Source organism: Nitrobacter vulgaris, assembly GCF_031453995.1.
In the GTDB taxonomy this organism is placed as follows: Bacteria; Pseudomonadota; Alphaproteobacteria; order Rhizobiales; family Xanthobacteraceae; genus Nitrobacter; species Nitrobacter vulgaris.
This window is the reverse complement of record NZ_JAVDPZ010000044.1, coordinates 1-24,271: the sequence shown is the minus strand read 5'-3', so window position 1 is coordinate 24,271 and position 24,271 is coordinate 1. Positions and strand designations below refer to the sequence as shown.

At 60.6% G+C, this 24,271-nt stretch carries 19 protein-coding genes; 10 read left to right on the top strand and 9 right to left on the bottom strand.

The window, feature by feature from the left end; translation table 11 throughout:
• Positions 1-89: 89 nt before the first annotated feature.
• The 4 genes from GGQ85_RS18380 to GGQ85_RS18365 form a co-directional block, all read right to left on the bottom strand.
• Positions 90-1,565 (bottom strand): trehalose-6-phosphate synthase, encoded by a 1,476-nt coding sequence (locus GGQ85_RS18380; RefSeq protein ID WP_309775748.1) that lies wholly within the window; start codon positions 1,563-1,565, stop codon positions 90-92.
• Between the two features lie 180 nt (positions 1,566-1,745).
• Positions 1,746-3,539: a glycoside hydrolase family 15 protein gene (locus GGQ85_RS18375; protein ID WP_309775747.1), complete on the bottom strand. Its 1,794-nt coding sequence runs from the start codon at positions 3,537-3,539 to the stop codon at positions 1,746-1,748.
• The gene (gene otsB, locus GGQ85_RS18370) at positions 3,536-4,345 is read right to left on the bottom strand and encodes a trehalose-phosphatase (RefSeq protein WP_079448185.1); all 810 of its coding nucleotides are present in this window, start codon (positions 4,343-4,345) and stop codon (positions 3,536-3,538) included. Before otsB ends, GGQ85_RS18375 begins: the two co-directional genes overlap by 4 nt.
• A complete protein-coding gene (locus tag GGQ85_RS18365; RefSeq protein WP_309775746.1) occupies positions 4,342-5,787 on the bottom strand; it encodes an MFS transporter in 1,446 nt (481 codons plus the stop codon). The genes otsB and GGQ85_RS18365 overlap by 4 nt, the downstream gene beginning before the upstream one ends.
• A 419-nt stretch (positions 5,788-6,206) precedes the next feature.
• Between GGQ85_RS18365 and GGQ85_RS18360 the strand changes: the two genes are divergently transcribed.
• From GGQ85_RS18360 to GGQ85_RS18340, 5 genes are all read left to right on the top strand, one after another.
• Positions 6,207-6,851, top strand: a complete 645-nt coding sequence (locus tag GGQ85_RS18360) for an OmpA family protein (protein WP_079448184.1) — start codon at positions 6,207-6,209, stop codon at positions 6,849-6,851.
• A 202-nt stretch (positions 6,852-7,053) separates the two neighbouring features.
• A complete protein-coding gene (locus GGQ85_RS18355; protein WP_173816051.1) occupies positions 7,054-8,529 on the top strand; it encodes a caspase family protein in 1,476 nt (491 codons plus the stop codon).
• Between the two features lie 189 nt (positions 8,530-8,718).
• Positions 8,719-9,567, top strand: a complete 849-nt coding sequence (locus tag GGQ85_RS18350; protein WP_309775744.1) for an efflux RND transporter periplasmic adaptor subunit — start codon at positions 8,719-8,721, stop codon at positions 9,565-9,567.
• Positions 9,567-12,692 (top strand): efflux RND transporter permease subunit, encoded by a 3,126-nt coding sequence (locus GGQ85_RS18345; RefSeq protein ID WP_309775743.1) that lies wholly within the window; start codon positions 9,567-9,569, stop codon positions 12,690-12,692. The genes GGQ85_RS18350 and GGQ85_RS18345 overlap by 1 nt, the downstream gene beginning before the upstream one ends.
• Positions 12,693-12,882: 190 nt before the next feature.
• Positions 12,883-14,814 carry an AsmA family protein gene (locus GGQ85_RS18340; protein ID WP_309775742.1) on the top strand — a complete coding sequence of 644 codons (1,932 nt, stop codon included), beginning with the start codon at positions 12,883-12,885 and terminating at the stop codon, positions 14,812-14,814.
• 133 nt (positions 14,815-14,947) lie between these two features.
• On the opposite strand, the gene GGQ85_RS18335 is transcribed toward GGQ85_RS18340, so the two are convergent.
• The 3 genes from GGQ85_RS18335 to GGQ85_RS18325 all read right to left on the bottom strand — a co-directional run bounded on the left by GGQ85_RS18335 (position 14,948) and on the right by GGQ85_RS18325 (position 16,398).
• Positions 14,948-15,559 carry a pyridoxamine 5'-phosphate oxidase family protein gene (locus tag GGQ85_RS18335; protein WP_309775751.1) on the bottom strand — a complete coding sequence of 204 codons (612 nt, stop codon included), beginning with the start codon at positions 15,557-15,559 and terminating at the stop codon, positions 14,948-14,950.
• Between the two features lie 247 nt (positions 15,560-15,806).
• Entirely contained in the window at positions 15,807-16,079 is a 273-nt protein-coding gene (locus GGQ85_RS18330; protein ID WP_079448180.1) for a hypothetical protein, read from the bottom strand.
• Between the two features lie 46 nt (positions 16,080-16,125).
• Positions 16,126-16,398, bottom strand: a complete 273-nt coding sequence (locus GGQ85_RS18325; protein WP_079448179.1) for a hypothetical protein — start codon at positions 16,396-16,398, stop codon at positions 16,126-16,128.
• 723 nt (positions 16,399-17,121) lie between these two features.
• On the opposite strand from GGQ85_RS18325, the gene GGQ85_RS18320 reads away from it, so the two are divergent.
• Positions 17,122-18,162, top strand: coding sequence for an alpha/beta hydrolase (locus GGQ85_RS18320; RefSeq protein WP_374708922.1), 1,041 nt, complete (start codon positions 17,122-17,124; stop codon positions 18,160-18,162).
• A 153-nt stretch (positions 18,163-18,315) separates the two neighbouring features.
• Here GGQ85_RS18320 and GGQ85_RS18315 read toward each other — a convergent pair whose 3' ends face one another.
• Entirely contained in the window at positions 18,316-18,549 is a 234-nt protein-coding gene (locus tag GGQ85_RS18315; protein WP_079448178.1) for a hypothetical protein, read from the bottom strand.
• Positions 18,550-19,283: 734 nt separating this feature from the next.
• On the opposite strand from GGQ85_RS18315, the gene GGQ85_RS18310 reads away from it, so the two are divergent.
• The 3 genes from GGQ85_RS18310 (at position 19,284) to GGQ85_RS18300 (ending at position 20,801) form a co-directional block, all read left to right on the top strand.
• A complete protein-coding gene (locus tag GGQ85_RS18310) occupies positions 19,284-19,532 on the top strand; it encodes a hypothetical protein (protein ID WP_244553572.1) in 249 nt (82 codons plus the stop codon).
• Between the two features lie 98 nt (positions 19,533-19,630).
• Complete coding sequence (locus GGQ85_RS18305; RefSeq protein ID WP_309775741.1) at positions 19,631-19,777, top strand: hypothetical protein; 147 nt, start codon at positions 19,631-19,633, stop codon at positions 19,775-19,777.
• Between the two features lie 118 nt (positions 19,778-19,895).
• Entirely contained in the window at positions 19,896-20,801 is a 906-nt protein-coding gene (locus GGQ85_RS18300) for an efflux RND transporter periplasmic adaptor subunit (RefSeq protein WP_309775740.1), read from the top strand.
• A gap of 230 nt (positions 20,802-21,031) precedes the next feature.
• On the opposite strand, the gene GGQ85_RS18295 is transcribed toward GGQ85_RS18300, so the two are convergent.
• Positions 21,032-21,907, bottom strand: a complete 876-nt coding sequence (locus GGQ85_RS18295) for a caspase family protein (protein ID WP_309775749.1) — start codon at positions 21,905-21,907, stop codon at positions 21,032-21,034.
• Positions 21,908-22,279: 372 nt separating this feature from the next.
• Between GGQ85_RS18295 and GGQ85_RS18290 the strand changes: the two genes are divergently transcribed.
• Complete coding sequence (locus tag GGQ85_RS18290; RefSeq protein ID WP_309775739.1) at positions 22,280-24,013, top strand: hypothetical protein; 1,734 nt, start codon at positions 22,280-22,282, stop codon at positions 24,011-24,013.
• The last annotated feature ends 258 nt before the right edge of the window (positions 24,014-24,271 follow it).

The following is a 24,271-nucleotide window of genomic DNA, read 5'->3' as shown; positions in this document are numbered from 1 at the left end:
CTTCGCCGCCATGATCTGCTCCGTGACGAATCACGGAGCTCTATGAATCAGCGATCAAACCGATTGGGAATCCTGAATGTCGATCGGTTCTAGTGAACGCCGGCGCCGCTACGCGAACCCACCACATGCAGCGGCCATGATTTCGGTGTTACCGCAGCAGCGGGACGGTCGCTTGCGGTCTTTTTGTTAGCCACGCGCGCGTCCTCCAGCGCTTCGGAAAAGTCCGTAAACCATTGCTGGACGGTCCCGGCACGCAGCTTCCGCATCATAGCCTCCCAACGCGTTCTGCGTTCTGTCAGCGGCATCGCGAAGGCGGCGGCAATGGCGCGGGCCATCCCGTCGATTTCGTGAGGGTTGACGAGGAGCGCTGTCTGCAACTCGTTCGCCGCGCCCGCAAATTTGGACAATACCAGCACCCCCGGATCGGCGGGATTCTGCGCGGCCACATATTCCTTTGCGACGAGATTCATCCCGTCATGCAGCGGCGTCACCACGCCTACGCGCGCCGTGCGATAGAGGCCGGCCAGCACGGTCTGACTGTATCCCCGGTTGAGGTAGCGGATCGGCATCCAGTCGGTTTCACCGTGGCGGCCATTGACGTCGGTGACCAGTTTCGCAAGCTCGCTCTGCAGATTGCCGTAGGCCTCGATCATACCGCGGGAGGGCGTCGCAATTTGCAGCAGCGAGACAGTGCGCTTCAGCGCGGGGTTCGAGACCAGCAAGCGATCGAATGCATTGATCCGATTCACAAGGCCCTTCGAATAGTCGAGGCGGTCGACGCCGATCGCCAGTTGTTCTCCGTTCAGGCTGCGGCGCAATCGCGAGACGTCGGGATGCGAGGATGCCTTTGCGGCCTGCAACGCGAATTTCTCGACATCGATTCCGATCGGGAATACGGCGCATCGCGAGTTGCCGTAACGCGACGTCACGACGCCGTCTTGTATCTTGAGGCCGAGTTCCGATTGAAGATAGCTTAGAAAATTTTCGCAGTCGTCGTCGGTCTGGAATCCGATCAAATCATAGGCCAGCATCGCTTCGATCAATTCGCGATGATGCGGCACCGCCCCCATGACGGCGCGAGCCGGCCAGGGTGTATGCAGGAAGAAACCGACCGGATTGCTGACACCCAGATCGCGCAGTTCGGCACCGAGCGAGAGGAAATGATAATCCTGAATCCAGAACGCAGTGTCTGGCTTGCGAAAGCGCATCAGAGCCCTCGCCATGAAGGCATTGACCTCGCGATACGATTGATAGTCCTCGTGCGACACGCGAATGAGATCGGACCGGGAATGAAGCGCAGGCCACAACGCCGAATTCGCGAAGCCTTCGTAGTATCCGCCGTAGTGCGCGGCCGGCAGATCCAGCAATGCAAGTGCTCCGGATCCGAGGGCTTCAACTTCAGCAAAGGGTTCCTTGTGCGACCCGTCCCGTACCCGTCCGCTGGAACCTACCCAAATTGCTCCTGATTTTTCAACAACTGGTAACAGCGCCGCCGCTAGGCCGCCTGTGAGGGGCTCATTAGCCCGCGCACGCGCCACGCGATTCGAAACGACAACGAGGTTCACAAGGATCCCCTCCTGGTTTTGCACCCGCAGATAAACGCGCGTTCATCAATATGGTTCCTGCCTCTTTCCTACCAAATTGACGCCAAATTCAGGCAGTCTAGAATGAAACTCAAAGTTCCCGGTCATTTGAGAATGAAACGGTTGTCTCATCACTTTTTACGAGAAGTGTCTTTCATCGGATCAGCTACGCCAGTATCGATCCTCCCAATTGCGCGATAATTTCATGCCGGTGAGGATCAATCCCGCCATGGAGTAGGTTTGCGGGAAGTTCCCAAATAACGCGCCGGTTTTCGGATCGATATCCTCCGATAACAGCCCGAAGCGATTGCGATGCGCCAGGGCATCCACAAAGGCCTCACGCGCTTCCTCGCGCCGCCCGAGCGACCACCACGCATCAATCAGCCAGAACCGGCAGATCAGGAACGCAGTCACGGGAAGACCGAAGTCATCTTCCGCCGCGTAACGCATCACATGCTTTTCGCGCAGCAACTCGCGCTCCATGGCAGCGACAGTCTTGATGAATCGCGGATCGTCAACCTCGCAAACCCCGAGTTCGGGTAGCAACAGCACGCTCGCATCGAGATCGTCGGATCCGAATGCCGCGGTGAAGGCCTCGCGCTTCGGGTTCCACGCGCGGTCGAGCAGTTCGGCATGCAACGGATCAGCGATTGCATTCCAGTGCGCCGCGCGTTCTGGCAGGCCGAGCCGTTCCGCGATAGCCGCGAGCCGGTTGACGCCGGCCCAGCACATCGCTGCGGAGTGGGTATGGACACGCTGACGACCGCGATATTCCCAGATGCCGGCATCACTTGTCATCGCAACGCGGGCCGCCTTGTTGCCTAGCGATTCAAGCAGCGTGAACAGGCTTTCGTCACCGGGACGCGGTAACCGGCGATCGAAGAACAGCGGCAGCGCCGCCAGGATGGCGCTGCCATAGGTGTCGTGCTGCTTCTGGTCGACCGCGGCATTGCCGACACGCACCGGCCCGTCGCCGCGATAGCCTTGAAGATCGGCGGCAGTCCACTCATCTAGCGGCAGATTCGGGACCACGCTGTAGACCGGCTTGAGATCCTCCTCGGCATTTGATGCGAGCGACAGCGTAAAACCGATGAAGTCCTCCATCGTCCGCGTCGCGCCGACGCGATTGAGCGCCTTCACAACGAAATAGGCGTCGCGTAGCCAGCAATAACGATAATCCCAGGTGCGGCCTGAGCCGGGCGCCTCGGGAATCGAGGTGGTGTGCGCGGCGATGATGCCGCCGGTTTCCTCGAAGTTGGACAGCTTTAGCGTGATGGCAGCGCGGATGATGGCTTCCTGCCATTCATAGGAGATGTAAAGACGACGCACCCAGCTCAGCCAGTAGGTTTTGGTTTCGTCCGCAAAACGCTGGGCGGTTGACGCCAGATCGCCGGGAAATGCTTCGTCGTTGCCGAAGACGAGATACATCGGCCGCGTCAGAACGAACGGCGTTTCGTTTTCGATCAGAGCCAGCGGCGCGTCGGTGGTCACGCGGATCGCGGTGCCGTCTTCTTCGAAATAGCGGATGTGGTTGCTGCCCATCGAGTGCCGAACCAGCGGCTTGCCATAGGCGTGCGTCGGCCGGATGCGGATCGTGATCCGGGGCAGGCCCGCGATAGGCTCGATGATGCGAAACAACTGCGGCGGCCGGAACATGCGGCCATATTGCCGGAAACGCGGTGCGAAGTCGGTGATACGTACGGCATTGCCGTGCGTATCGGTCAGGACGGTGGAGACGATCGCGGTGTTGCGAACATAGTCCGACTGGAAATCGGCCATGCCATCCAGCACGACATCGCTGAAACCCTTTTCTTCGTTCCCCGCGAGCAGGCGCGAAAATACCGGGTTCGAGTCAAAGCGCGGGAAACACCACCATACCAGCCGCGCGGTCGGATCGACGAGTGCCGCCGTCCGGCAGTTGCCGATGACAGCGAGATCGAGCCCATGATCGGTCATTCAGCGACCGCTCGTTCGTCGTCGAGCAGACGGGCCAGCCAAGCCCTGACGTTGCTGGGCGCTTGAAAATGGCCGTTCACGCCTTGAGCCCGCCGTCCGACGGAGAACGACAAGCCGTTCAGATCTGGCATGATGGCAAAGACCGTTTCATCGGTTACGTCATCGCCGATGAAGACCGGCCGCCGTCCCTTGAACGGCTTATGCGACATCAGTTCGGTCACGCCGGTTGCCTTGGTAAATCCCGAATGCTTGATCTCGCAGACGAACTTGCCCGGCAGCACCTCTATGGGCGCGTTCGGCAGGTCGGCGCGTATTGCCGATACCCGATCATAGATCGCGCGCTCGACATCCGGCGCTTTTCTGAAATGGAGCGCTAGCGAGTAACCCTTGTTCTCTACCAGGATGCCGGGATGCAGTTCGGCGATCGCTGCAAAACGTTGGATTAAATCCGGATTCATCGGCGGCGCATGCGCGGCCACGGCTTCGCTTTCGATCGAAATCCGCATCTCCGCACCGTGGCCACCGACAGCGGGAAACAGCATCGGTGCGAAGATCCGGTCGATATCGCTGAGCGATCGACCGCTGACCAGCGCCAGCGCGCCAGCCGTCCGCGACAACAGCCGCGACAGCGCCGAAGCGAGCTTGGGAGGCACGTAAACCTCGTGGGGCGTCGGCGCGAGATCGAGCAGTGTGCCATCGATATCGAGCAACAGCGCAGATGTACCGAGCGGCAGCGCGCGAGGCTCGGGGTCGTCGGTCACGGAAGCGGTTTTGTTCGGCACGTTTTCCATTACATCCTGATTCATCGTGACTCCACAACGGCAAGCGGCGACGCTACCGACTCGAGCGACTGACGCTCGGCAGCGATTCCATATCGCCAGCCGATCAGCGCGGCTGCGATCATTAGCGCCGACCCGAAACAGTATCCGGCGAATACGCTGTCACGCGAGCCGCTGTCGATCAAGGCACCAAATAGCGTCGGGCCGGCGACGCCGCCGATCGCGGTCCCCACAGAATAGAACACCGCGATTGCCAGCGCCCGCACTTCAAGGGGAAAGGTCTCGCTCACGGTCAGGTAGGCCGAGCTGGCGGCCGGCGAAGCAAAGAAAAAGATGACCATCCACGCGATCGTCTGGGTCTGTGCGGTCAGAACGCCGGTGGCGAAGAGATAGCCCGTCATGGCGAGCAGAACGCCGGAGATTCCGTAGGTGAACGCGATCATCGCGCGGCGTCCGACGGTATCGAACAGCCGGCCGAGCAGCAACGGCCCGAGAAAATTACCCGCCGCGAACGGCAGAAGGTACCAGCCGATCCGCTCCGCCGGAATGTTGTAGAAGGTCGACAGCACCAGCGCGTAAGTAAAGAAGATCGCATTGTAGAAGAACGCTTGCGCGGTCATCAGCGCAAGGCCCACCAGCGCGCGTTGCCGATACGTTTTGAATAGCGTCCGCGCCACCTCGCGCAGCGGCGTGTGGCTGCGCATCCGAAGTCTGATCGTCGGCCAGACCCCTCCGGCGGGTGCATCGGAATGGCGAACGGCTATCCGTTCGATGCCGGCGACGATGCCCCCCGCTTCATCCGGCCGTCCGTGAATCATCAGCCAACGGGGGCTTTCCGGGATCCATAGCCGCATCACAAACACCACAAGTCCCAAGACTGCGCCGGTGAGAAACGCGAGCCGCCACCCTAGTTCCGGATCGATGACTTGTGGGTCGAGCAGCACGATCGCGCCTACCGCGCCAAGAGCGGCGCCAATCCAGAAACTGCCATTGATGGTCAGGTCGGTCCAGCCACGGTACCGCGCTGGCACCAGTTCCTGGATCGTCGAGTTGATCGCGGTATATTCGCCGCCGATGCCTGCCCCTGTGAGAAACCGGAACAGCGCGAAGCTGGCGACATTCCAAGACAGCGAGGTCGCCGCCGTCGCGGCTAGATAGAGCGTCAAGGTGACGAAAAAAAGTTTCTTGCGCCCGATGCGATCCGTCAGCCAGCCGAAGCCCAGCGCCCCGAGAACCGCTCCAACAAGATAGGCGCTGCCGGCGATGCCGATATCGAGGTTGCTGAAGCGAAGGATGGGGCTGTCCTTGAGCGCGCCGGACAGCGCGCCGGCGAGCGTTACCTCCAGCCCGTCCAGTATCCAGGTGATTCCAAGGGCGGTCACGACCCGCGTATGAAATGGGCTCCAGCGCAGGCTGTCGAGACGCGCGGGAATGTCTGTCGCGACGATCCGGTCCTTCGGTTCCTGCAATGATAACCTTTCAGTCGTCAGAACGCGTTGCCCGGCCGGCTCTCCCGGCCGTTCGCAAGCAACGATGAAGGTTGAGCGCAATGCTCAGGGCCGCTCAGTGATATTCCAAGTGATATTCCATGGTTCCGTCGGCAATCCACCGCTGGCAGGCCCTGTTCCCGCCTGTTGGCTGACCAGAAACGCGCCACTTCGCTTCCTAGTTCCCCGATTTCGAAGGGCTGGCTTGTCCGCGTCCATATTGATGCGCGTCCAGGCTTTATCATTTTGAACGAACTTCCGCCGAGTGCGTCAAATCAGGACAGTTCGGGCGGTGACAACCGGCTATCTTTGTGATGCCAATCACGTAGTGGTACCGCAGGTCGCCCATAGAATGCTGCGCGACAACCTATCGTGTGGCGGACCAATGAACAGAAAGGGAGATGATCATGTGGGTTCAGACGATTTCCGGAAAAAGGCTGAGGGCGGCCATTCTGGCGTCCGGCCTGGTTGTGATCGCCGCACCACAGGGCGCCTCGGCCGGCGACCTTTCCGCGCAGCAGATTATCGACGGACTTAAGACTTCGAAGACGCGTAGCCTGAGCGCGCCAACACGGCCAGCGCTGAGCCCCAGCGATCTGGATTTCGTCAGGAACGTGCGCGGCAAGACCCGCTCGCTGTCCATGGGTGATCGCGATCATCTGGCTGAGATTGCCGCCCAGCGCCCGAAGATCGATCTGGATATCAACTTCGATTTCGATTCTGCGGCCGTGACGCCGCGGACTGAGCCGCAGTTGCACAGCCTTGGGAAGGCGCTGACGAGCGACGAGCTGGCAGGCTCCGTCATCATGCTCGGCGGCCACACTGACGGCAAGGGCTCCGATGCCTACAATCATGACCTCTCTGAACGCCGCGCTGAAGCCGTGAAGCGATTCCTTATTGAGACATATAAGATTCCGGCGGAAAATCTGGTCGCGGCCGGATATGGAAAAGAGGGATACAAGAATTCTGCAGACCCGTTCTCTCCGGAAAACCGTCGCGTCGAGGTCGTCAACATGGCGGCGAAAGAGCAGGCCGCGAATAAATAATGCTGATATTGCCGCGCGGCGCTTATGCCGCACACCATGTCGCTCGCATGACTACGCAGCCGGATGTACTCGTCGACGCGCTAGCCTTGCATTTTGCCGGCCGTTGACAGCCGCCGCGTCGTTGGTTTGAAAATGCGGATCGCGTAAGATAAGGTCGCCACGGCGCGGGCTGGAACGGCGTCTGACTTTGGACGGTCGTCGCATGAACATTCGGGTTGCGGTGCTGGCCGTGTTGACGCTGACGATGGTGCTTGCGATGGCGCCGTCGGTCGCATCGGCCGCGACCGACGGAAGCACGCGGATTGCGCTTGTCATAGGCAATGCCGTCTATCCGGACAGCGAAGCGCCGCTCAAGGAGCCGGTCAACGATGCCCGCGATGTTGCCGCCGAACTCAAGCACGACGGCTTCGATGTCGAAACCGGTGAAAATCTGACCGGCGAAGCCATGCGCCTCGCGCTGAAGCGTCTATACACTCGCATCAAGCCCGGCAGCGTCGCGCTGATCTTCTTCAGCGGATACGGCATCCAGTCCGGACGCCAAAGCTATCTCATCCCGGTCGACGCACAACTCTGGACCGAAGCGGATGTGCGCCGCGACGGCTTCAGCCTCGAGACCATTCTGGGTGAGATCAACAATCGCGGTGCAGGGGTCAAGATCGCGTTGCTTGACGCCTCCCGCCGCAATCCGTTCGAGCGCCGCTTCCGCAGCTTTTCGGCCGGTTTGGCTCCGGTGATCGCGCCGAGCGGAACGCTGGTGATGTATTCTGCGGCGCTGAGTTCGGTGTCCAGCGATGCCGGCACCGATCACAGCTTGTTCGTCAGCGAATTGCTGAAGGAGATCCGCGTCCCCGGCCTGACAGCTGAGGAAACGCTGAACCGCACCCGTGTCGGGGTGACGCGAGCCTCGCGCGCTGAGCAGGTGCCGTGGATTTCGTCGTCTTTGGCCGAGGATTTCCATTTTATTCCCGGCCGGGATGGCCAGCCTGATGTCGCCGCAACGCCATCGCTGCCGCCCAGCCCGCAGACCGAGGCTTTATCTCCATCCGTTTCGCCGTCCCCGCCCGCACCGACGCCTGTTGCGTCGGCGCCTCCGACGCCCAAAGCCTCATCAGGCCAAGCCAAACCTCCGGCGGAACCTCCGCCGCAAAGCCGGGATGACGGAAAGACCGCGCTGGCATTGGCCGACGATCCAACGATCAAATCGCTGACGACCAGGATCGCCGCCAAGGCAGACGATGCCAACGCACTGTATCGGCGTGGACAGGTCTATGCCAGCAAGGGCGCCTATGCACTCGCCATCAAGGATTTCGATGCGACGATCCGACTCAATCCGAAGGACGTTGAGGCCTACAACAATCGCTGCTGGACCCGGACTGTGATCGGCGAGTTGCCATCCGCGCGGCGAGACTGCGACGAGGCTCTCCGGTTGAGGCCGGATTTTGTGGATGCGCTGGACAGCCGCGGCCTGCTCAACCTGAAGAGCGGCGCGAACAAGGACGCGATCGCGGACTTCGATGCGGCGCTCAAGATCAACCCCAGGCTGACCTCCTCGCTTTACGGCCGGGGCCTTGCCAGGCAGCGCAGCGGCGCCGTCGCGGAGGGTAACCTGGACATCGCCAACGCCAAGGCAATGGATCCGGACATCGTGAAGGAGTTTACCGGATACGGCGTGCGCTGAGGTCGTGTACCTGCACGGCGATGATTTCGACCCGTTTGTTTTGCGATTGCGGATGCGCCGTATAGGTTGTCGCCGTATCGAGACATGCGGCGCGTTCAATGTGAGAATTGCAAGGTGAGGCAACTTTCGGATTCAGGATTTCGGCCGCGATGCGCGCATAAGCTCGCCTCTGGCCTGTTTTTTGGCGCAATGATGACGACTATCGGCCTCGTGAGCCCTTCGTACGCCGCCGATGACACCGGAACATCTGGAGGCGCCCTGGTGACGGTCGCTCGCGCGACCAATGCCTGCTTTTCCGACATGGTTCGTGTGACTGGCTTCGTTGTTGCGCGTCAGGAAGCGGTGGTCAGCCCCGACTCTGAAGGATCGCAGGTCACCGACGTGCTTGTCCGTGAGGGCGACACTGTCGCGCTGAATCAGGAACTGGCCCGGCTGACGCCACCGCCCGGCGGGAAATCGGGATCTGCCGTGCGCGCGCCTGCTGCGGGCCTCGTCACCCAAGTCGGTACCGCCGTCGGAGCGCCGGCCTCGCTACGAGCCGGGCCGATGTTCCGGATTGCAATCAATAATGAGATTGAGCTGGATGCCGAGGTGCCGTCGATCCATGTGCTCAAGCTTAACCCGGGCGCGAGCGCGCGCGTCAGCCGCGAGGATGGGCCCGATCTGGTCGGGCACATCCGGCTGGTTTCGCCCGAGATTGATCGTAAAACCCAAATGGGTCATGTCCGGCTGTCCCTGAGCGAAGATCCGACCTTAAAGATCGGAATGTTCGCCCGCGCCAGCATCGACGCCAAGCGCAGTTGCGGCGTGGCCATTCCCCGCTCCGCGATCGATCACCTGACGGTTCAGGTGGTAAACGGAGATGTCGTGGAGACGCGGCGCGTTCGCGTTGGATTGACGTCCGACACCGCCGTCGAGATCCTGGAAGGATTGAAAGTCGGAGAAATCGTCGTGGCCGATGCCGGCACGTCGCTGCATGACGGCGATCGGGTTAAGGCCATATTCTCCGATGATCTCGATCGATCGCGAGCACGTTGATGGCCTCCAATATTTCCGCCTGGTCGATCCGGCATCCGCTCCCGTCCGTCCTCTTCTCGATAATATTGCTGATACTGGGCTGGGTCAGCTTCACCAAGCTCGCGATCACGCGGTTGCCGAGCGCGGATATCCCTGTGATCTCTGTGGCGGTCTCGCAGTTTGGCGCTGCGCCCGCCGAACTCGAGTCACAGGTCACCAAGACCATCGAGGATGGCGTCTCGGGCGTCGAGGGCGTCCGTCATATTTCGTCCTCAATCACAGATGGCTTGTCGCTGACCACGATTCAGTTCGCGCTCGAGACCAATACGGACCGTGCACTGAACGACGTCAAGGACGCCGTGACGCGGGTCCGCGCCAATCTCCCGCAGAATGTCAACGAGCCGCTGATCCAGCGTGTCGACGTCATCGGGTTGCCGATCGTCACCTATGCCGCGATCTCGCCCGGAAAAACGCCCGAACAACTGTCATACTTTGTCGACGACGTGGTCAAGCGGGCATTACAAGGCGTCCGTGGCGTCGCCCAGGTCGAGCGCATCGGTGGTGTCGAGCGTGAAATTCTGGTGTCGCTCGATCCGGATCGCCTGCACGCGGTGGGACTGACGGCGGTCGATGTCAGCCAGAGGCTGCGTGGCATCAACGTCGATGTCGCCGGGGGGCGGGCGGAGATCGGACAGAACGATCAGGCGATCCGGACCCTGGCCGGCGCCAAGACCCTCAACGAGCTGGCAGGCACGATGATTTCTCTGCCGGGTGGCAGCGAAATCCGTCTCGACGACCTCGGCACGGTGACTGACACCATCGCAGACCGTCGGACCTTTGCCCGCTTCAACGGCCAGCCGGTGGTCGCGCTCGGCATCAAACGCTCCAAGGGAGCGAGTGACGTTGTGGTGGCGAAGGCCGTGCAGAATCGGATCGACGCGCTGAAAGGGCAATATCCCGACGTCGATCTGAAGCTGATCGACTCCTCCGTCGAGTTCACCAAAGGCAACTATGAGGCGGCAATCTCGACTCTGTTCGAAGGCGCGACGCTCGCCGTCATCATCGTTTTCCTGTTCCTTCGCGACATCCGCGCCACCATTATCGCCGCGATCTCGCTGCCGTTGTCGATCTTTCCAGCCTTCTGGGCGATGGACATTCTCGGCTTCTCGCTGAATCTGGTCAGCTTCCTCGCCATCACGCTTTCAACCGGCATTCTCGTCGACGACGCCATCGTTGAAATCGAGAACATCGTGCGTCACATGCGAATGGGCAAATCGCCCTACCGCGCCGCGCTCGAAGCGGCCGATGAAATCGGCCTCGCGGTGATCGCGATCAGCCTCACTATCATCGCGATTTTCGCGCCGGCGAGTTTTATGTCGGGCATCGCGGGGCAGTTCTTCAAGCAGTTCGGCATCACGGTGTCGGTGCAGGTGTTCTTCTCGCTGTTGGCCGCGCGTTTGGTGACGCCCGTGCTCGCCGCTTACTTCATGAAGGACCATCCGCATGATCCACCGCCGCCGGGCCGCGTGCTGCGCGCCTATATCAGCCTCGTTACCTGGTCGGTGCGGCACTACATCATCACCGTCCTGATCGGCTTCGCGGTCTTTGCCGCCTCGATCTGGAGCATCAAGCTGTTGCCGCAGGGTTTCTTGCCGGCGCAGGACACCGCGCGCTCGCTGCTGGCGATGGAGCTGCCGCCGGGGTCGCAACTCGCTCATACCGAAAAGGTGACGGAAGAGATCGCGTCGCGGCTGCGCAAGCGGCCGGAGGTGATGAGCGTATTCGTGGACGGCGGGCGCGTGCCGCCAGGACTGCAGGAGGTGCGTCGTGCATCCCTGATCATCAACTATACCCCGAAGCAAGACCGCAACATCACCCAGCGGGAACTTGAACTCTCGATCGGGGAGGAACTCGGAAGTGTTCCCGATATCCGTTACTGGTTCCTTGACGAGAACGGCTTGCGCGCGGTCTCGCTCGTGGTGACCGGATCCGATATCGGCATCGTCAGCAATGTAGCGAACGAGTTGGCGACCCAGATGAAGCGCATTTCGCTGATTGCCAATGTCACGCCGGAGACGTCGCTCGACCGTCCCGAGCTCAGAATCCAGCCGCGAGCCGATCTCGCCGCGCGTCTCGGAGTATCGACCGAGCAACTCTCGCAAACCATTCGCGTGGCGACGATCGGCGACGTTGGCCCGGCGTTGGCGAAGTTTGATGCCGGTGACCGCCAGGTTCCAATCCGCGTGCAACTCGATGAGGACGCGCGCTCCGATTTGAAGATGCTGGAGCAGATGCGCGTGCCGATCGGTGGCGGCCGCGGTCATGTCCCGCTTTCCGTCGTTGCCGATATCAGGCTGGATCAAGGCCCCACCAACATCAACCGCTACGACCGCGAGCGGCAGGCCACCGTTGCGGCCGACCTCGTCGGCACGGCCGCGCTCGGCGACGCGACCAAGAAGATCAACGATCTGCCGGTGATGAAGACCCTGCCCAAGGGCGTGAAGGTCAGTCCTTCGGGCGACGCTGAGAGCCTGAATGAGCTATCTGAAGGATTCGCAACGGCGATCACGGCCGGACTGATGATGGTTTATGCGGTTCTGGTGCTGCTGTTCGGCACGTTCCTGCAACCGATCACAATCCTGTTCTCGCTGCCGTTATCGATCGGCGGCGCGATCATGGCCTTGCTGCTCACCGGTAAGCAGCTCACGACACCCGTCTGGATCGGCATCCTGATGCTGATGGGCATCGTCACAAAGAACGCGATCATGCTGGTGGAGTTCGCGGTCGGATCAATTCGCGGAGGCCGCGCGCGGGAAGAAGCGATCATCGATGCCGGCATGAAGCGCGCTCGCCCGATCGTCATGACGACCGTCGCGATGGTCGCGGGCATGATGCCGAGCGCGCTGGCGTTCGGTGCCGGCGGTGAATTCCGCTCGCCGATGGCGCTCGCGGTGATCGGCGGCCTGCTGTTTTCGACGATGCTCTCGCTCGTGTTCGTGCCTGCGATGTTCCTGCTGATGGATGATGTCGGCAAGTTCATCTGGCGCCACAGCAAACGGCTATTCACCTCGGGTGCGGATCTCGCCGAGCCGGTAGCCGCAGAACAAAAACCGCCGAACGCCGTCTCGCTTCCGGGCGCCGAATAAGCGCTATAGCCGTTCCGCTTCTGACGGAATCAGAAGCGGGGCTCTCAGATTCTGATCTGACGCGTTTCTGGCGAATGTTCACTCCACTAGCCCTTTCGGGCCAGTTTGACACGACATCTCCATATTCAACGCGGAATCACATTGCTGTTCAATTTCTGACAGTTTGCATGCAAGGACACGCTGTTTCGAGATGACAAGAGCACTGAAAATCGCAGGCGTCGTCGCAGCCGGTCTGATCGCGATCGTCATCGTGCTTCTCGTAACCGGATTTCCTTCCGGTTACGTTACGTCGCTGGTGCAGGACCGGATCGAGCGCGACACGGGGTACCGGATTGCGATCAACGGCACGATCGGAATTGACCTATGGCCTTCGCTCGGATTCGCGCTGCGCCATGTTACGTTCGATCGTCCTGGAAAGACCGCGACAGATGCGCAGCTCGCCGTGGAGGAAATCCGCGCCCGTCTCGAGTTTGCGAGCCTCCTGTCGGGAACTTTAAAGATCTCGGAACTGGGTATCGATCGCCCCACGCTGCGGGTGCCGCTGCTTCGTGAACGCACCGGCCGCGGCGTTTCATCCAGGTCAGACCGCTCCGAAGAGACAGCGGGAGGCAATACGGAATTTCCGGTCGACCGGGTGACGGTCTCCAACGGCGCGATCGTTTTCTTCGATCCGCAAACCGGCTGGGAGAATCGCGTCGATGGTGTGAACGCGAGCGTAACGCTTGGTGCTGACCGGCGAATCAACATCACGGGCGAGGCGCGTCCTGGCGACCGTCCGCTGACATTCGCCATGGCAGCAACGCAGCCTGCAGGTTCGCTCGGGCGTCGAAATATCCCGACCGAATTGAAACTCGAGATTTTAGGTGCGCGGACCCGCCAACTGACAGCCAGGGCCGAGGTCCGGATCAACGGGAAGATGCTTCTCATCAATGGCTTGTCCGGATCGCTCGATGACGGAAAGTTCAACGGCTGGGCATCGGTCGATCTTTCGAGCAAGCCGCTTGTGAAAGTCGATCTCGATTTTCAGCGGCTCGACCTCGGCGCAGCAGCGAGCCAGCCTTCGGCACCGCGCTCCGCCGCGCAACCATGGAGCGAAGCGCCGATCGATGTCAGCGGGCTAAAGTATGTCGACGCGCAGGCGACGATTTCAGCGGCAGAACTGAATATCGGCCGAGCGCGCTTTGCGCCGGCCCAGGTCGAGACCGCCATCGATCGCGGCGTGTTGAAAGCGTCATTTTTAAACCTCGGCGCCTATGACGGGCGAGCTAATGGCAGCCTGTCGATCGACGTGTCTCCGAACGATCCGTCCTACGCGCTCAAGGCTGACGTGAGCGGTGTTCGCGCGCTGCCGCTATTGTCGAGCCTTGCCGACTTCGACAATGTCGATGGCAGGATGCGGGCGACAGCCGATGTCCGCGGCACTGGCGTCAGTGCGCGCGCGATCATGTCGAGCCTCACTGGGACAGCTTCGATCGACGTCCGCGACGGCGCGATCCGCAACCTCAACATTGCGAAAATGATCCGTGCGTTGACGTCCGCTACTCTGTCGGGGTGGCAAGAACGCCCTGATCAGGCCACTGACATGTCGCAACTCAGCGCAACCGCGACCATCGCGAAAGGACAGGCGACCACGAACGACCTGTTTCTAACCGGTCCACTTGTGCGGATGAGCGGTGCCGGCACCGTCGATCTCGGCTCGAAGATGCTGGCATTGCGGGTCGAGCCGAAACTCGTCATGACTACCGAGGGCCGAGGGGCGCGCGCCGATCCGGTCGGCCTCGGCATTCCGGTTGTCGTGCAAGGGGCATGGAGTGAGCCGCGCATCTATCCTGACGTAGCCGGCATTCTGGACGATCCCGGCGCGGTCTATGCGAAGCTGAGGGAATGGGGGCAGGGATTGTTCGGCCGCAGCGGGAGCGGCAGTGCTGACCAGTCCGGTCCCAGCATCGGAGAGACCCTTGATACCTTGATCCGGCAAGGTCTCGGCGCAGGAACCGATCCCGCTCCTGACGAACCTCCCGCTAAGGACAAGCCTTCTCAAGGATCGTCGCACCAAAACGTGCCATCCCGAGACAAGCCGCCGCCTCTCGATGAGATCATGAAACGACTGTTCGGTCGCTAGAGCGTTTTCGAGCGAAGTAGACCCGGTTCGCGTGAAGAAAATGCGTCCAATCAAAATATTGAGTCCGATTCAACTGCGTTGAATCAAACTCTCTGTTGCAGGATCGCAATGGCGCGCCGGACGTGGAGGCGCATTACCACATCGTCTGCCGCGCGCGTTCGAGCCACGCCTTGTCATATTCCTCGCCGCCGACGCGGCTCTTGCTCATCTCCGCGAGGATTTCTCCGGGCGTCGGCAAGGTCTTGAGATCGACGTGCCGGCCGGGATCCCAGAGATGCGAGCGGATGATGGCGCGCGCGCATTGAAAGTAAATTTCCTCCACGGTCATGACGATGACCGAACGGGGCGTTTTGCCTTCGACTCCAAACGACGCGAGCAGCTCGGGGTCGGCTGACACCAGCGCGCGGCCGTTGACGCGCAGGGTGGTGCCGGATCCCGGGATCAGAAACAGAAGCGCGGCCCTTGGATCGCGGATGAGATTTCGTAGCGAATCGATGCGGTTGTTGCCGCGCCGATCCGGAATGATCAGCGTGAGATCGTCATAAACACGAACAAACCCCGGGAGATCGCCGCGCGGCGAGCAGTCAAGCCCTTCCTCCCCGCAGGTCGCCAAGATGGCGAACGGGGAGCTTTCGATCAGCGCGCGATAGGACGGCGTGATCCGCTGCGCCACCTTGATCGTCGCCGCCTCGCCCGGCTGGCCATAAATGGCCTCGAGCTGCTCGATCGTCTCGATGGCGGTCACCACGATTGCTACTCCCTGCGCTGAGACGGCCTTTTCCACCCTGGATCGTCCGGTTGGATTGCCATCCTATACAGCGCGGCGCGCGTCTGTGAAACTGCGTGCCCCAAGCCTGGCGATGTTGTGAACCGTCCACGCGGCACCCTCATGGATCGCGCAATAGTCCTCGGGCAGGAGATCGCCTGCATTCCAGCAGGCGCGCCATGTCCGGTTTGGCAGGATCACCTTTGAGTCGTCGGCACTCTCGTGGTTACGCTGTCGACTTAAGCTGCATAATCCGGAGCACATCAAAAATCAGCACAATCAACTGCGCGCCGCCGTAAATCAAAAACGCCAAATAAAATTTCGGCTGCCCGCCGTCCGCTGCGGAGGCCAGTGTCCCCGCTGCCACGGCAATTATAGCGCTCACGGCATTGACGCATACGGCCTTGCCGATTGTGTCCGGCCACTTCCTGGCAACCAGCCCGACCAGCCGCGATATCAGGTAGGTCGCCACCAAAGCCACAACGATAATAAAGAGCATCGATCCTCCGACTGAATCCGAAATGAAGTAAGCGACGGCCCCGTCGCTAAATTAGTCTCCTCTTTTTAGCGAAGTGATGCAGGATATCTACTCCGGAGCCATAAACTTCCCCATACCGGATGCTGTTCGCTGTCGCCTCTTTGGAAGAAATGATCGTCGCCTTCCGGAAGAAGACGACAGCTTCCACCGCAAGGATCCCTGATTTTAGCTCCTTCTTGGCGGTTCTCTCAGCCAACGGTGCAGCTCGAAAGCCACGCTTTGTGGGCGTCGGCTTTGTGACGGCGGGCCGTATGCCGCCGTCACGGGCAGTGACGATCATCGGGTCGTCATTGATTGCTGCGTGTCATCCCGGACCCGTCGGTCGATCCTGGGACCCGACCGGGTGGGCGCTTCAAGTATATCGACACGGTGCATTGCTTTTTTGGGTTGTCGCAAACGTAATTGCATATTGTGCTGCCACAGGCTCCACTACACTTGGTTTTACCTTCACACTGTTTTTTTACGTCGGCCTGTGTCGTGTTGAGCACCGTGACCGCTGATGCCTCGCTTGCAAAAAAACCGAAGACGGCAAGAGTAGTCATAACGAAGATGAATTTCCGCATTTTAGCTCTCCGTCGGTTAAACGATGGTTCCAGACCCTTGTGCGGTTAACTCGGAGCTCCAGATTTTCTGGTGATCCGACATCAGCCTCCGCGAGAAGCGCTAAATTATTGAGATCAGAACCAGTGAAAAGCGCGCCAAATTGGCGGCAAACTTGCCAAGACAACCTAGCCAAGGGAGGTGCGCAGCGATTTCTCGTCTGCCCAATGGCCCGGTAAGAGTGCTGAGGCATGGCCAACACCACGGCATGCGTCGTCGGTCCGAAGCTTGCGCTAGCCATCTTGCTAACCACGCCATACCAACACCGGCCATACAAATACCCTGGGTCAGAGACAATCTGCGGCGGCCTCGGGAACCGAGGCCTGCTCGCATCAATTCAATATGTCCGCATTCTCGCCGCGATTGCCGTGCACCACGCTCCGATCGTGGGGACACCTGCACATTGTCACATCATGTTCACCAACCGTCGCTCGCGTCCCGCCGCGCTGTGTTACGCGCGTTTGCAGGCGCCGCCTGCACGTTGACTTTCGGCGCGTCCGTCGGCGGCTGCACCAGTGCCGCTCTCTCCTCCGGCGGCGCGACCTTCGATGCCGCCGAACTCTCCACCAATCCGACGCTTCTCGTCGCCACCACACGCAAGCCTGTGAATGGTGCGCGCGCCAAGCCCTGGTATGGGTCTGAACGAGCCGCGCGACTGAACGTCGCTCGCGCCAAGCTCACACCGCCAAGCGGGGGGCGCTTCTCACTCAACGCCGTCGGGCTGGACGATTGGCGCCTGGACGCAATCGAGCCGACCAGCCAAATCGGCGACCTCTACGCTGAACCAGGCGGCACCCGTGACGTGCTTATCTACGTGCACGGCTTCAACCAGACCTTTGAAAACGCGGCGCTCGACGCCGCCCGAATCTCCGAAGGCATCCGCTTTCGCGGCGAGACCATGGTGTTTTCCTGGCCTTCGAAAGCGAGCCTGCTCGACTACGGCTACGACCGAGAGAGTGCGATGTGGTCGCGCGACGCGCTTGATCAAGTGTTGACCGGGCTGATGGCGAGTCCGATCACTGGCCGTATCCACATCGTCGCGCATTCGGTCGGCACCATGCTGACGATGGAGGCGCTGCGCCAGATTTGCGCGCGGCAGCCGGCGGCAGGCGATCGCATCGGAGCCGTTGTCTTCGCTTCGCCCGACATCGATCTCGATGTCTTCACCTCGTCGGTCGCGCGCGTCGGCCCGCTCGCCGGGAAGATCACGGTCGTCACCGCTACCAACGACCGCGCGTTGGCTCTCTCGGGCTTCCTGGCCGGTGGCATCACCCGCGTCGGCGCTGCCGAAAAGGCCAAACTTGAGCAACTTGGGCTGCGCGTCATCGACGCCTCGGCGCAGGGTTGGGGCTTTATCAACCACGACCTGTTTCTGTCTAACGCGAAGGTCCGTCAGGTCATTCGACGCGCCATTGACGGACGCCCCCCGGTTGACGGGGCCTGAGGCGGCGTCCTGACTGCGCATCAGGGCGCATTAGCGTCTGCTGATAGCGGCTTGCGACACCCAACATGCTTATCGTGATCTGCGCGACGACCCGGTCATGTGGTGACCGCCTATGACCGGATCCCTGCGGAAACCTGCCGGCGCGGCATCCTGTCACGTCAGGCCAAAAAGCTTTATCAGAATGAGACTAACGACGAGCGCCAGCACCGTCGCCATGATCTTGATTTGACGCAAGGCTCTCCCGTTATGAAAGGCGTTGCTGGCCGCGGCCATGAGGAGTTCGCGGTCCGTCATGGAATCGAAGTCGGGGCCAAGCGATTTGTCGGCCTGGGCTTTGGGCGCTTCGATGCGTGTCTGGTCGTGGTCGGAGGTCGTGGGAGTTGCCATATGAGACTGACTTTCGATCTTTCGACGGAGGATGACGACCTGTGTCGGCGGAGGTGGCTTCGGCAGTTCACTTTAGATGACGGAGTGATCGCATGTCAGAAGACGTGGTTAGCTCAAATGGATATACTCACTGCCACGGTGACTGCCTGCGTTTGTCATATCTGGTAGCGCTGGCTGAACCTCACCATCCCGGATTACTCGGCTTTAGCCGATTTGGCCAGATCTAAGGTCGGTGGAGACCGACTCTATGGCGGCGTCCCATATTTGGAAAGCGCGACGACGAATCGTGGTTGAAGCGAGAGCGACTTGCGCTCCCGACGTTATCAGAACGGAAAGACGTTGGGCGCATCGCTGTGATTGTCATCCTCACGTTGCGCTGGCGCTCGCCAAACAATCATCAATCGCGTCCCTCGTCGTGGCGATGGCTGAAGTCGAGCTATCGAATGCGGCTCGCTAGAATCTTCGAGAGTTCGGCGCATTCAAACCGGAGAGGAGACTAGTTGAGTCAAGAGCTTTACGTTCGAAGCTGCGCGCGATGTTCGAAAGTGAAATCCCTATGCGGAATGCGCAGGGGTGCTCCGACGCTGGCGTGGGAAGTAAATGAAGCGATGTATAGTAAGACATACATTCCCTTTGACGGAAGAAAACTCGCCGGAAGGCCGGCGGCTTGCGTCGCGGATCGTTGTCCGGACGATTGATGCGCGTGAAGGGGAAGTCAGGAAGAAAAGAAAATGATGACAGATGCAGATAAAGTAGGGTTTGGAAATCGCCTTGCAAAACTTGTCGCTGACAAGCATTGGACAGAGGCGGAATTTGCTCGCAAAGCATCGAAGCTGTTTCGCGGCACCCAGGATTTCCGCCGTTGCGATATCTCACTCTACATGCGCGGCATTCAGTTTCCGGATCCTTCGCGTCTGAAGGCGATTTGCGATACACTCGGAGTTGAAGAAAAAGCGCTGAGACAAAAGTTCGCGTCGACGTAAGGCACGAGTCGAAGCACAACCCCGCTCCGGCGGGGTTTCTCGTGCTATCTGCAAAGATTGAGGTTGGTTGAGGAGCGTGAGCTCATTGCAGCGCGGCCATGGCATGGTCGATCGACCGGGTCGACGCGACTGAATTGGCGCCGCTGGTTCTGAAAGTCTTCCCCTATCTGATCGCGGCCGTCGATATCCATCGCCGCGAGATCACGCCGAGCGCGGACCTATACGCTCGGGCGCAGGCCGCATGAAGCTTGTCGTGCTTCCGATCGTGCCGGTTGTTGAAACGCGATCGTGGCTTGATTATAGCGTTCTCAAGCGAGGTGGTCGCGTTCTCGCGGCGATTTTCCCGGAAAGAGTCTTTGATCAATGTCCACGAAACTTCCGGGCCCGTACCACACTGCAATGCAGGCTCTCGCTCTCGCCGTTGTGCTGGTGGCAACCGTCATTGCTCCGTCGGGATTGTCCGCGGATGAACAGGTTGCTCCGAATGCGGCCGCCGTTAGCGTCCTGAAAGCCACCAGATCCTGCTTCTTGGCGAGCGTTCAGGTAACGGGAATCCTGATCCCGAAGAATGAGACCGCGGTGCGGCCGGAGCGGCCGGGCTTGAAGGTCGCTGAGGTTCTGGCAGAGCCGGGACAGAACGTCACCGCCGGGCAGGCGCTTGCCCGCGTGACTCGGCCCGAAGGCGGAACGATCCTGGTTTCTTCTCCGGTGGCGGGACTCGTTAGCCGTTCGTCTGCCGAGATCGGGGCGGTGGCGTCGGGCAAGGGGGAGGCGTTGTTCAATATTGTCACAGGCAACGAGTTCGATCTGGTGGGTCAGGTGCCGAGCAGCGACCTGGCGAAACTCGCGGTCGATCAGACCGTTAAGGTCAAGGCCGTCGGTGCCGGCGAAATGGACGGCAAGGTCCGACTGATTGCGCCGACGGTCGAACCGAACAGCCAACTCGGGCAGGTCTTCATCTCCGTTGACCCCAGCAAGCACCTGTTGGTCAATGCGTTTGGCCGCGCGATCATCAAGACCGGCGAAAGCTGCGGCATTGCGGTGCCCCTGACCGCGATCCTGTATGGAAACGCGGGCGCAGTGGTTCAGGTCGTCCGGCGTCAGCGTGTTGAGATGCGGCACGTCGAGGTTGGATTGCGATCGGGAGGGCAGGTTGAGATCCGCGAGGGATTGTCGGAAGGCGACGTTGTGGTGGCGCGCGCGGGCGCCTTGCTACGCGAAGGTGATCCGGTCAGACCGATCGCCATGGAAGCGAGTGCGGCCCGCTAGATCTCTCCCGGATTTCGGGAGTGGGTTTGCCGCGGTGAGCGCTCCTCGTCCAAGGAAAGGATCGGGCGACGGTTTCGATCTCTCGATGCTGGATCGGCCGAAGCGTCTGCCTCACGGCCGGACAGGTCTTTTCGAGCGAAGTGGCTACCGGTTCGCGTGAGGGAAACGCGTCAACGAAAACAGAGAACCCTGCTTCTGATTCAATCAGAGTGGAGGGCTCTCATCGCTAGCTATCGTCCTTTGTGCGCGGCCACCGCCGCATCAGACCTGAAAGGCACGCCCTGAGCCAGCGAGGACGACACGGTTGGGACCTGTTCCCCTTCGCTCGCACGCGAAACCGCTACGCGAGTCCTGCTGAAAACGGCTTCGGCGTCCGCATCCGGCTTATCGAGACTCTTGAGCAATTCAGCCATCAGCAGGCTGTATTGTCCGCTCGATTCGTCGATGACCCGTCCTGGCGTGGCCGAAGACAGGATCAGCGCGTTGTCCGGCACGTTGATCGGCGCAAGACCGTGCGAGTAGGAGCGAAAGCGCCGTTCATACGGATTGCGCCGCGATGCGTCGATCACGGCGAGCTTGACCTTGGCGGCGCGCTCCTTCATCGCCCCGAGAACGGTTTCGACGGAGAGCCCGTCGCGCCGAACGTCGGCTTCCTTCCAGATCTGCGCATTGACCGGGATCATGTAGCTCTCGCGCCCAGACTGAATGCCGAACCCGCTGAAGAACAGCAGCGCCGTCGTATCTGGACCAATCTTTGATTCCAGACGGCGGACCGCGCGGGACATGTCGTCCTTGTCGGCGTCCTCGACCATGATGACGTCGAAGCCGTCGCGCCGCAGAACCGTTGCCAGCGCCCGGGCACCGTTGAGGGACTGTTTCAAGGGCTGGTTCGCATCCGGGTAGTGCCCGTTGCCGATCACCAGCGCGACCCGCGACGGCTTGACGGCGATGCTGCCGGTCGTGTCCTCGACGTCGAGGGCCTTCGCGACCTCCAGGCTGCGCTTGTTAAAGGCTGCGTGGGCTCCGATCGCCAGCGATACCATCCCGACGAAGACTGCGGCCAATGTGAAGGACCGTGGGGAAACGCGAAACTGCCCGAACTTCATAACAATCGATTCCCGGTCGCGCTCAATTGCGCTTGTAAGTCGCGCCAACGCCAGATTGGTTTCAGGGAGCGCCTGACCTATTGCGGTCAATTACGCTCGTTTTGCGGCACCGCAGCATAAGAAAGGGTCATACATCGCGGCTCCTCAATGAGCAACATGAAACCTTTATTTATTGGAAACACAATTGGTTAAGCAACGTTACGGCCGCGAAAGTTAGGAGGGCCGGACGTCCGATAATCAAGCAGGTGTTACCGATGGCCGGATGCCGTGGCTTGGTGGTCGCCATTTGTTATTTTTCACTATTCGTGTAATTTTTCCAATAGCTTGGCTGGAACAAGCCTTGAGCGCGCATGGGGACGCCGAAAGAAAATCATGACTGCTCGCCATGTGGCCGGCGCTGTCTACCGCGCGCTGACGAACCGTAAGGACGGCCCGACACTGTACGATGTGTGCGATCCTGTGCTGTTGCGCCACCAGGGTGGCGACGGCCATCTCGCCAGATTCTACAAGACCGCGCTGGCGAATCCGGCACTGCGCCCGCTGTTGCGGCGCGCCGGCCTGCCAGAACTCAGAGACCAGACCTGTTTTCAGGAACTGCAAAACGCGCTGCGACAAGCGCGGGACGATGAAACACCGGATTGGACGACGATCGGCCGACCGGTGGCCGCATTACTGGACACGGTGACTTTGAACCATCCCCGGCCCGGAGCAATGTCCCGCTCTGCGCCGGAGCCGAGCCTTGCCGATATCGAGCGCGTTATCCGGACCTGCGGCGCGCATCTGCTTCAATCATTCCGAAACAACGGGTTCATCCCCACCTTTGCGGCGTTCAATCTGATCGGCGATCCCGATCTGCGTGGTCGGGATTTCCTCGCCGCCCTTACCGGGCTCGACGCGCGCGGCTACAAGAACTCGACGCTGCTCTTTAATCTAGCGCGGGTCTTCATTGCGCGGTCGCCGGCACGCGAGGTGATCAACCCGCCGTGGCGCGGCATCGCCGAACCGATGTGGGAGCCGGTTCAGATCCGCCATCGCTCGGCCTATTACGACGCATTCTTCACCGAGGCGCTGTTGAGTTTTGCCGAAACCGGTCTTGCCACGCTTGCGGAAACCAATGCGATCCGCCGCGCGAGCAATGAGATGATCGATTTCTGTCTTAAAACCAGCCGCGAGGAGGTGTTCTCGCGCGACGGTAGCCGGGTCAGCGTGATCACGGCGCTGGCGCCGAATCCCCATCCGCGGTTCAGCCGGTTTTTCACACACATCAAGCAGAATCTCGGCTTCGGCATTTACGTCCCGGACTGCGACACCACAGCCTGTTCGTTTTCGGCCGCCACGCAAGTCGGCTCGAACGATCCGATCCTTGATCAGCCCTTGCTCGATTTCTATGCCGGCTATCAGGTCGATAGCGCCGTCAATGAACCGCTTGTGACCGTACCGTTGAACGACAACATTGATTACGACGGCGGCATCGTCACCTGGATCGACAATCTCGCGGGCGACCGTCCTTACGGCAACGATCTCGATCCTACCCTCAATCTCGATGTCCTCGAGGTCAGCTTCCGCAACTGTTCGCGGTGGCGCATTCTTGAGACGCCGCAACGCCTGCAAACGGTGCAGCGGATCATCCGCTTCCAAAAACGCCTGGTCGAGAGCGGCGCGTTCAGCGATCCCAGGTCCCATATCTACTATCTGCCGGAGCTTTATTGCGCCTACTTCGGACGCTGTTACGCCGCATTCGCGATGCTGCCGGATGCGGCCCGTCAGGCGATCGATCCCGATGACAGCTTCGGCTACATGCGCGGCCGGGTTCTGGTCTATGTGCAGGATATCCTGATCGCCGCCGAAATGAACGCGTTCGATGCGGCGCTGGCGCTCATCGCCTTAGGTCATCTCGGCGCGGATCGGGCGGCTTTCACGCCTGCGCTGAACTGCATCGTCAGCCACGCCGGCGAAGGCGGGCGGCGCGGACCCTTCAGGGCTTATGAATGGAACAAGATGAAAACTCCGACCCGCATCGTGGTGGGTGGTCCGGAGGTGACCTCCGCCTTCGTGCTGATGGGGCTAGCGCTGGCACGCAAGGCGATGAAACGAGCAGAGCACTAGACTACTGTCTGGCTTACCATTCGGATGAGGCCAGCGACACGTCCGGAGCGCGCCGCTAATGATGCTTTGCCAAGTCCTTTTACGAGGAGGCAAAGCGCTAGCGAGTGACATTCCCTGACGCGCTAGCCCGATGCACCGCAAGGGAAGGCGAACGGTCGGTATACTGTGCGTGGCGGTGACAAAGTAGGCCACGGAGCGCCGGCGTGATGTCGGTGCGGGCGGAGTAAAAACCGTCCAGTGGCTAGGTTGATCCCTTTG

Excerpts from the sequence above, each read along its gene's own strand:
- GGQ85_RS18375 (WP_309775747.1), bottom strand. The coding sequence starts at position 3,539 with ATGACCGATCATGGGCTCGATCTCGCTGTCATCGGCAACTGCCGGACG.
- GGQ85_RS18305 (WP_309775741.1), top strand. The coding sequence starts at position 19,631 with ATGGCATGGTCGATCGACCGGGTCGACGCGACTGAATTGGCGCCGCTG.
- GGQ85_RS18325 (WP_079448179.1), bottom strand. The coding sequence starts at position 16,398 with ATGATCGTCACTGCCCGTGACGGCGGCATACGGCCCGCCGTCACAAAG.
- GGQ85_RS18355 (WP_173816051.1), top strand. The coding sequence starts at position 7,054 with ATGAACATTCGGGTTGCGGTGCTGGCCGTGTTGACGCTGACGATGGTG.
- GGQ85_RS18360 (WP_079448184.1), top strand. The coding sequence starts at position 6,207 with ATGATCATGTGGGTTCAGACGATTTCCGGAAAAAGGCTGAGGGCGGCC.
- GGQ85_RS18350 (WP_309775744.1), top strand. The coding sequence starts at position 8,719 with ATGATGACGACTATCGGCCTCGTGAGCCCTTCGTACGCCGCCGATGAC.
- GGQ85_RS18295 (WP_309775749.1), bottom strand. The coding sequence starts at position 21,907 with ATGAAGTTCGGGCAGTTTCGCGTTTCCCCACGGTCCTTCACATTGGCC.
- GGQ85_RS18340 (WP_309775742.1), top strand. The coding sequence starts at position 12,883 with ATGACAAGAGCACTGAAAATCGCAGGCGTCGTCGCAGCCGGTCTGATC.
- GGQ85_RS18310 (WP_244553572.1), top strand. The coding sequence starts at position 19,284 with ATGACAGATGCAGATAAAGTAGGGTTTGGAAATCGCCTTGCAAAACTT.
- GGQ85_RS18290 (WP_309775739.1), top strand. The coding sequence starts at position 22,280 with ATGACTGCTCGCCATGTGGCCGGCGCTGTCTACCGCGCGCTGACGAAC.
- GGQ85_RS18330 (WP_079448180.1), bottom strand. The coding sequence starts at position 16,079 with ATGCTCTTTATTATCGTTGTGGCTTTGGTGGCGACCTACCTGATATCG.
- GGQ85_RS18315 (WP_079448178.1), bottom strand. The coding sequence starts at position 18,549 with ATGGCAACTCCCACGACCTCCGACCACGACCAGACACGCATCGAAGCG.
- otsB (WP_079448185.1), bottom strand. The coding sequence starts at position 4,345 with ATGAATCAGGATGTAATGGAAAACGTGCCGAACAAAACCGCTTCCGTG.
- GGQ85_RS18300 (WP_309775740.1), top strand. The coding sequence starts at position 19,896 with ATGTCCACGAAACTTCCGGGCCCGTACCACACTGCAATGCAGGCTCTC.
- GGQ85_RS18345 (WP_309775743.1), top strand. The coding sequence starts at position 9,567 with ATGGCCTCCAATATTTCCGCCTGGTCGATCCGGCATCCGCTCCCGTCC.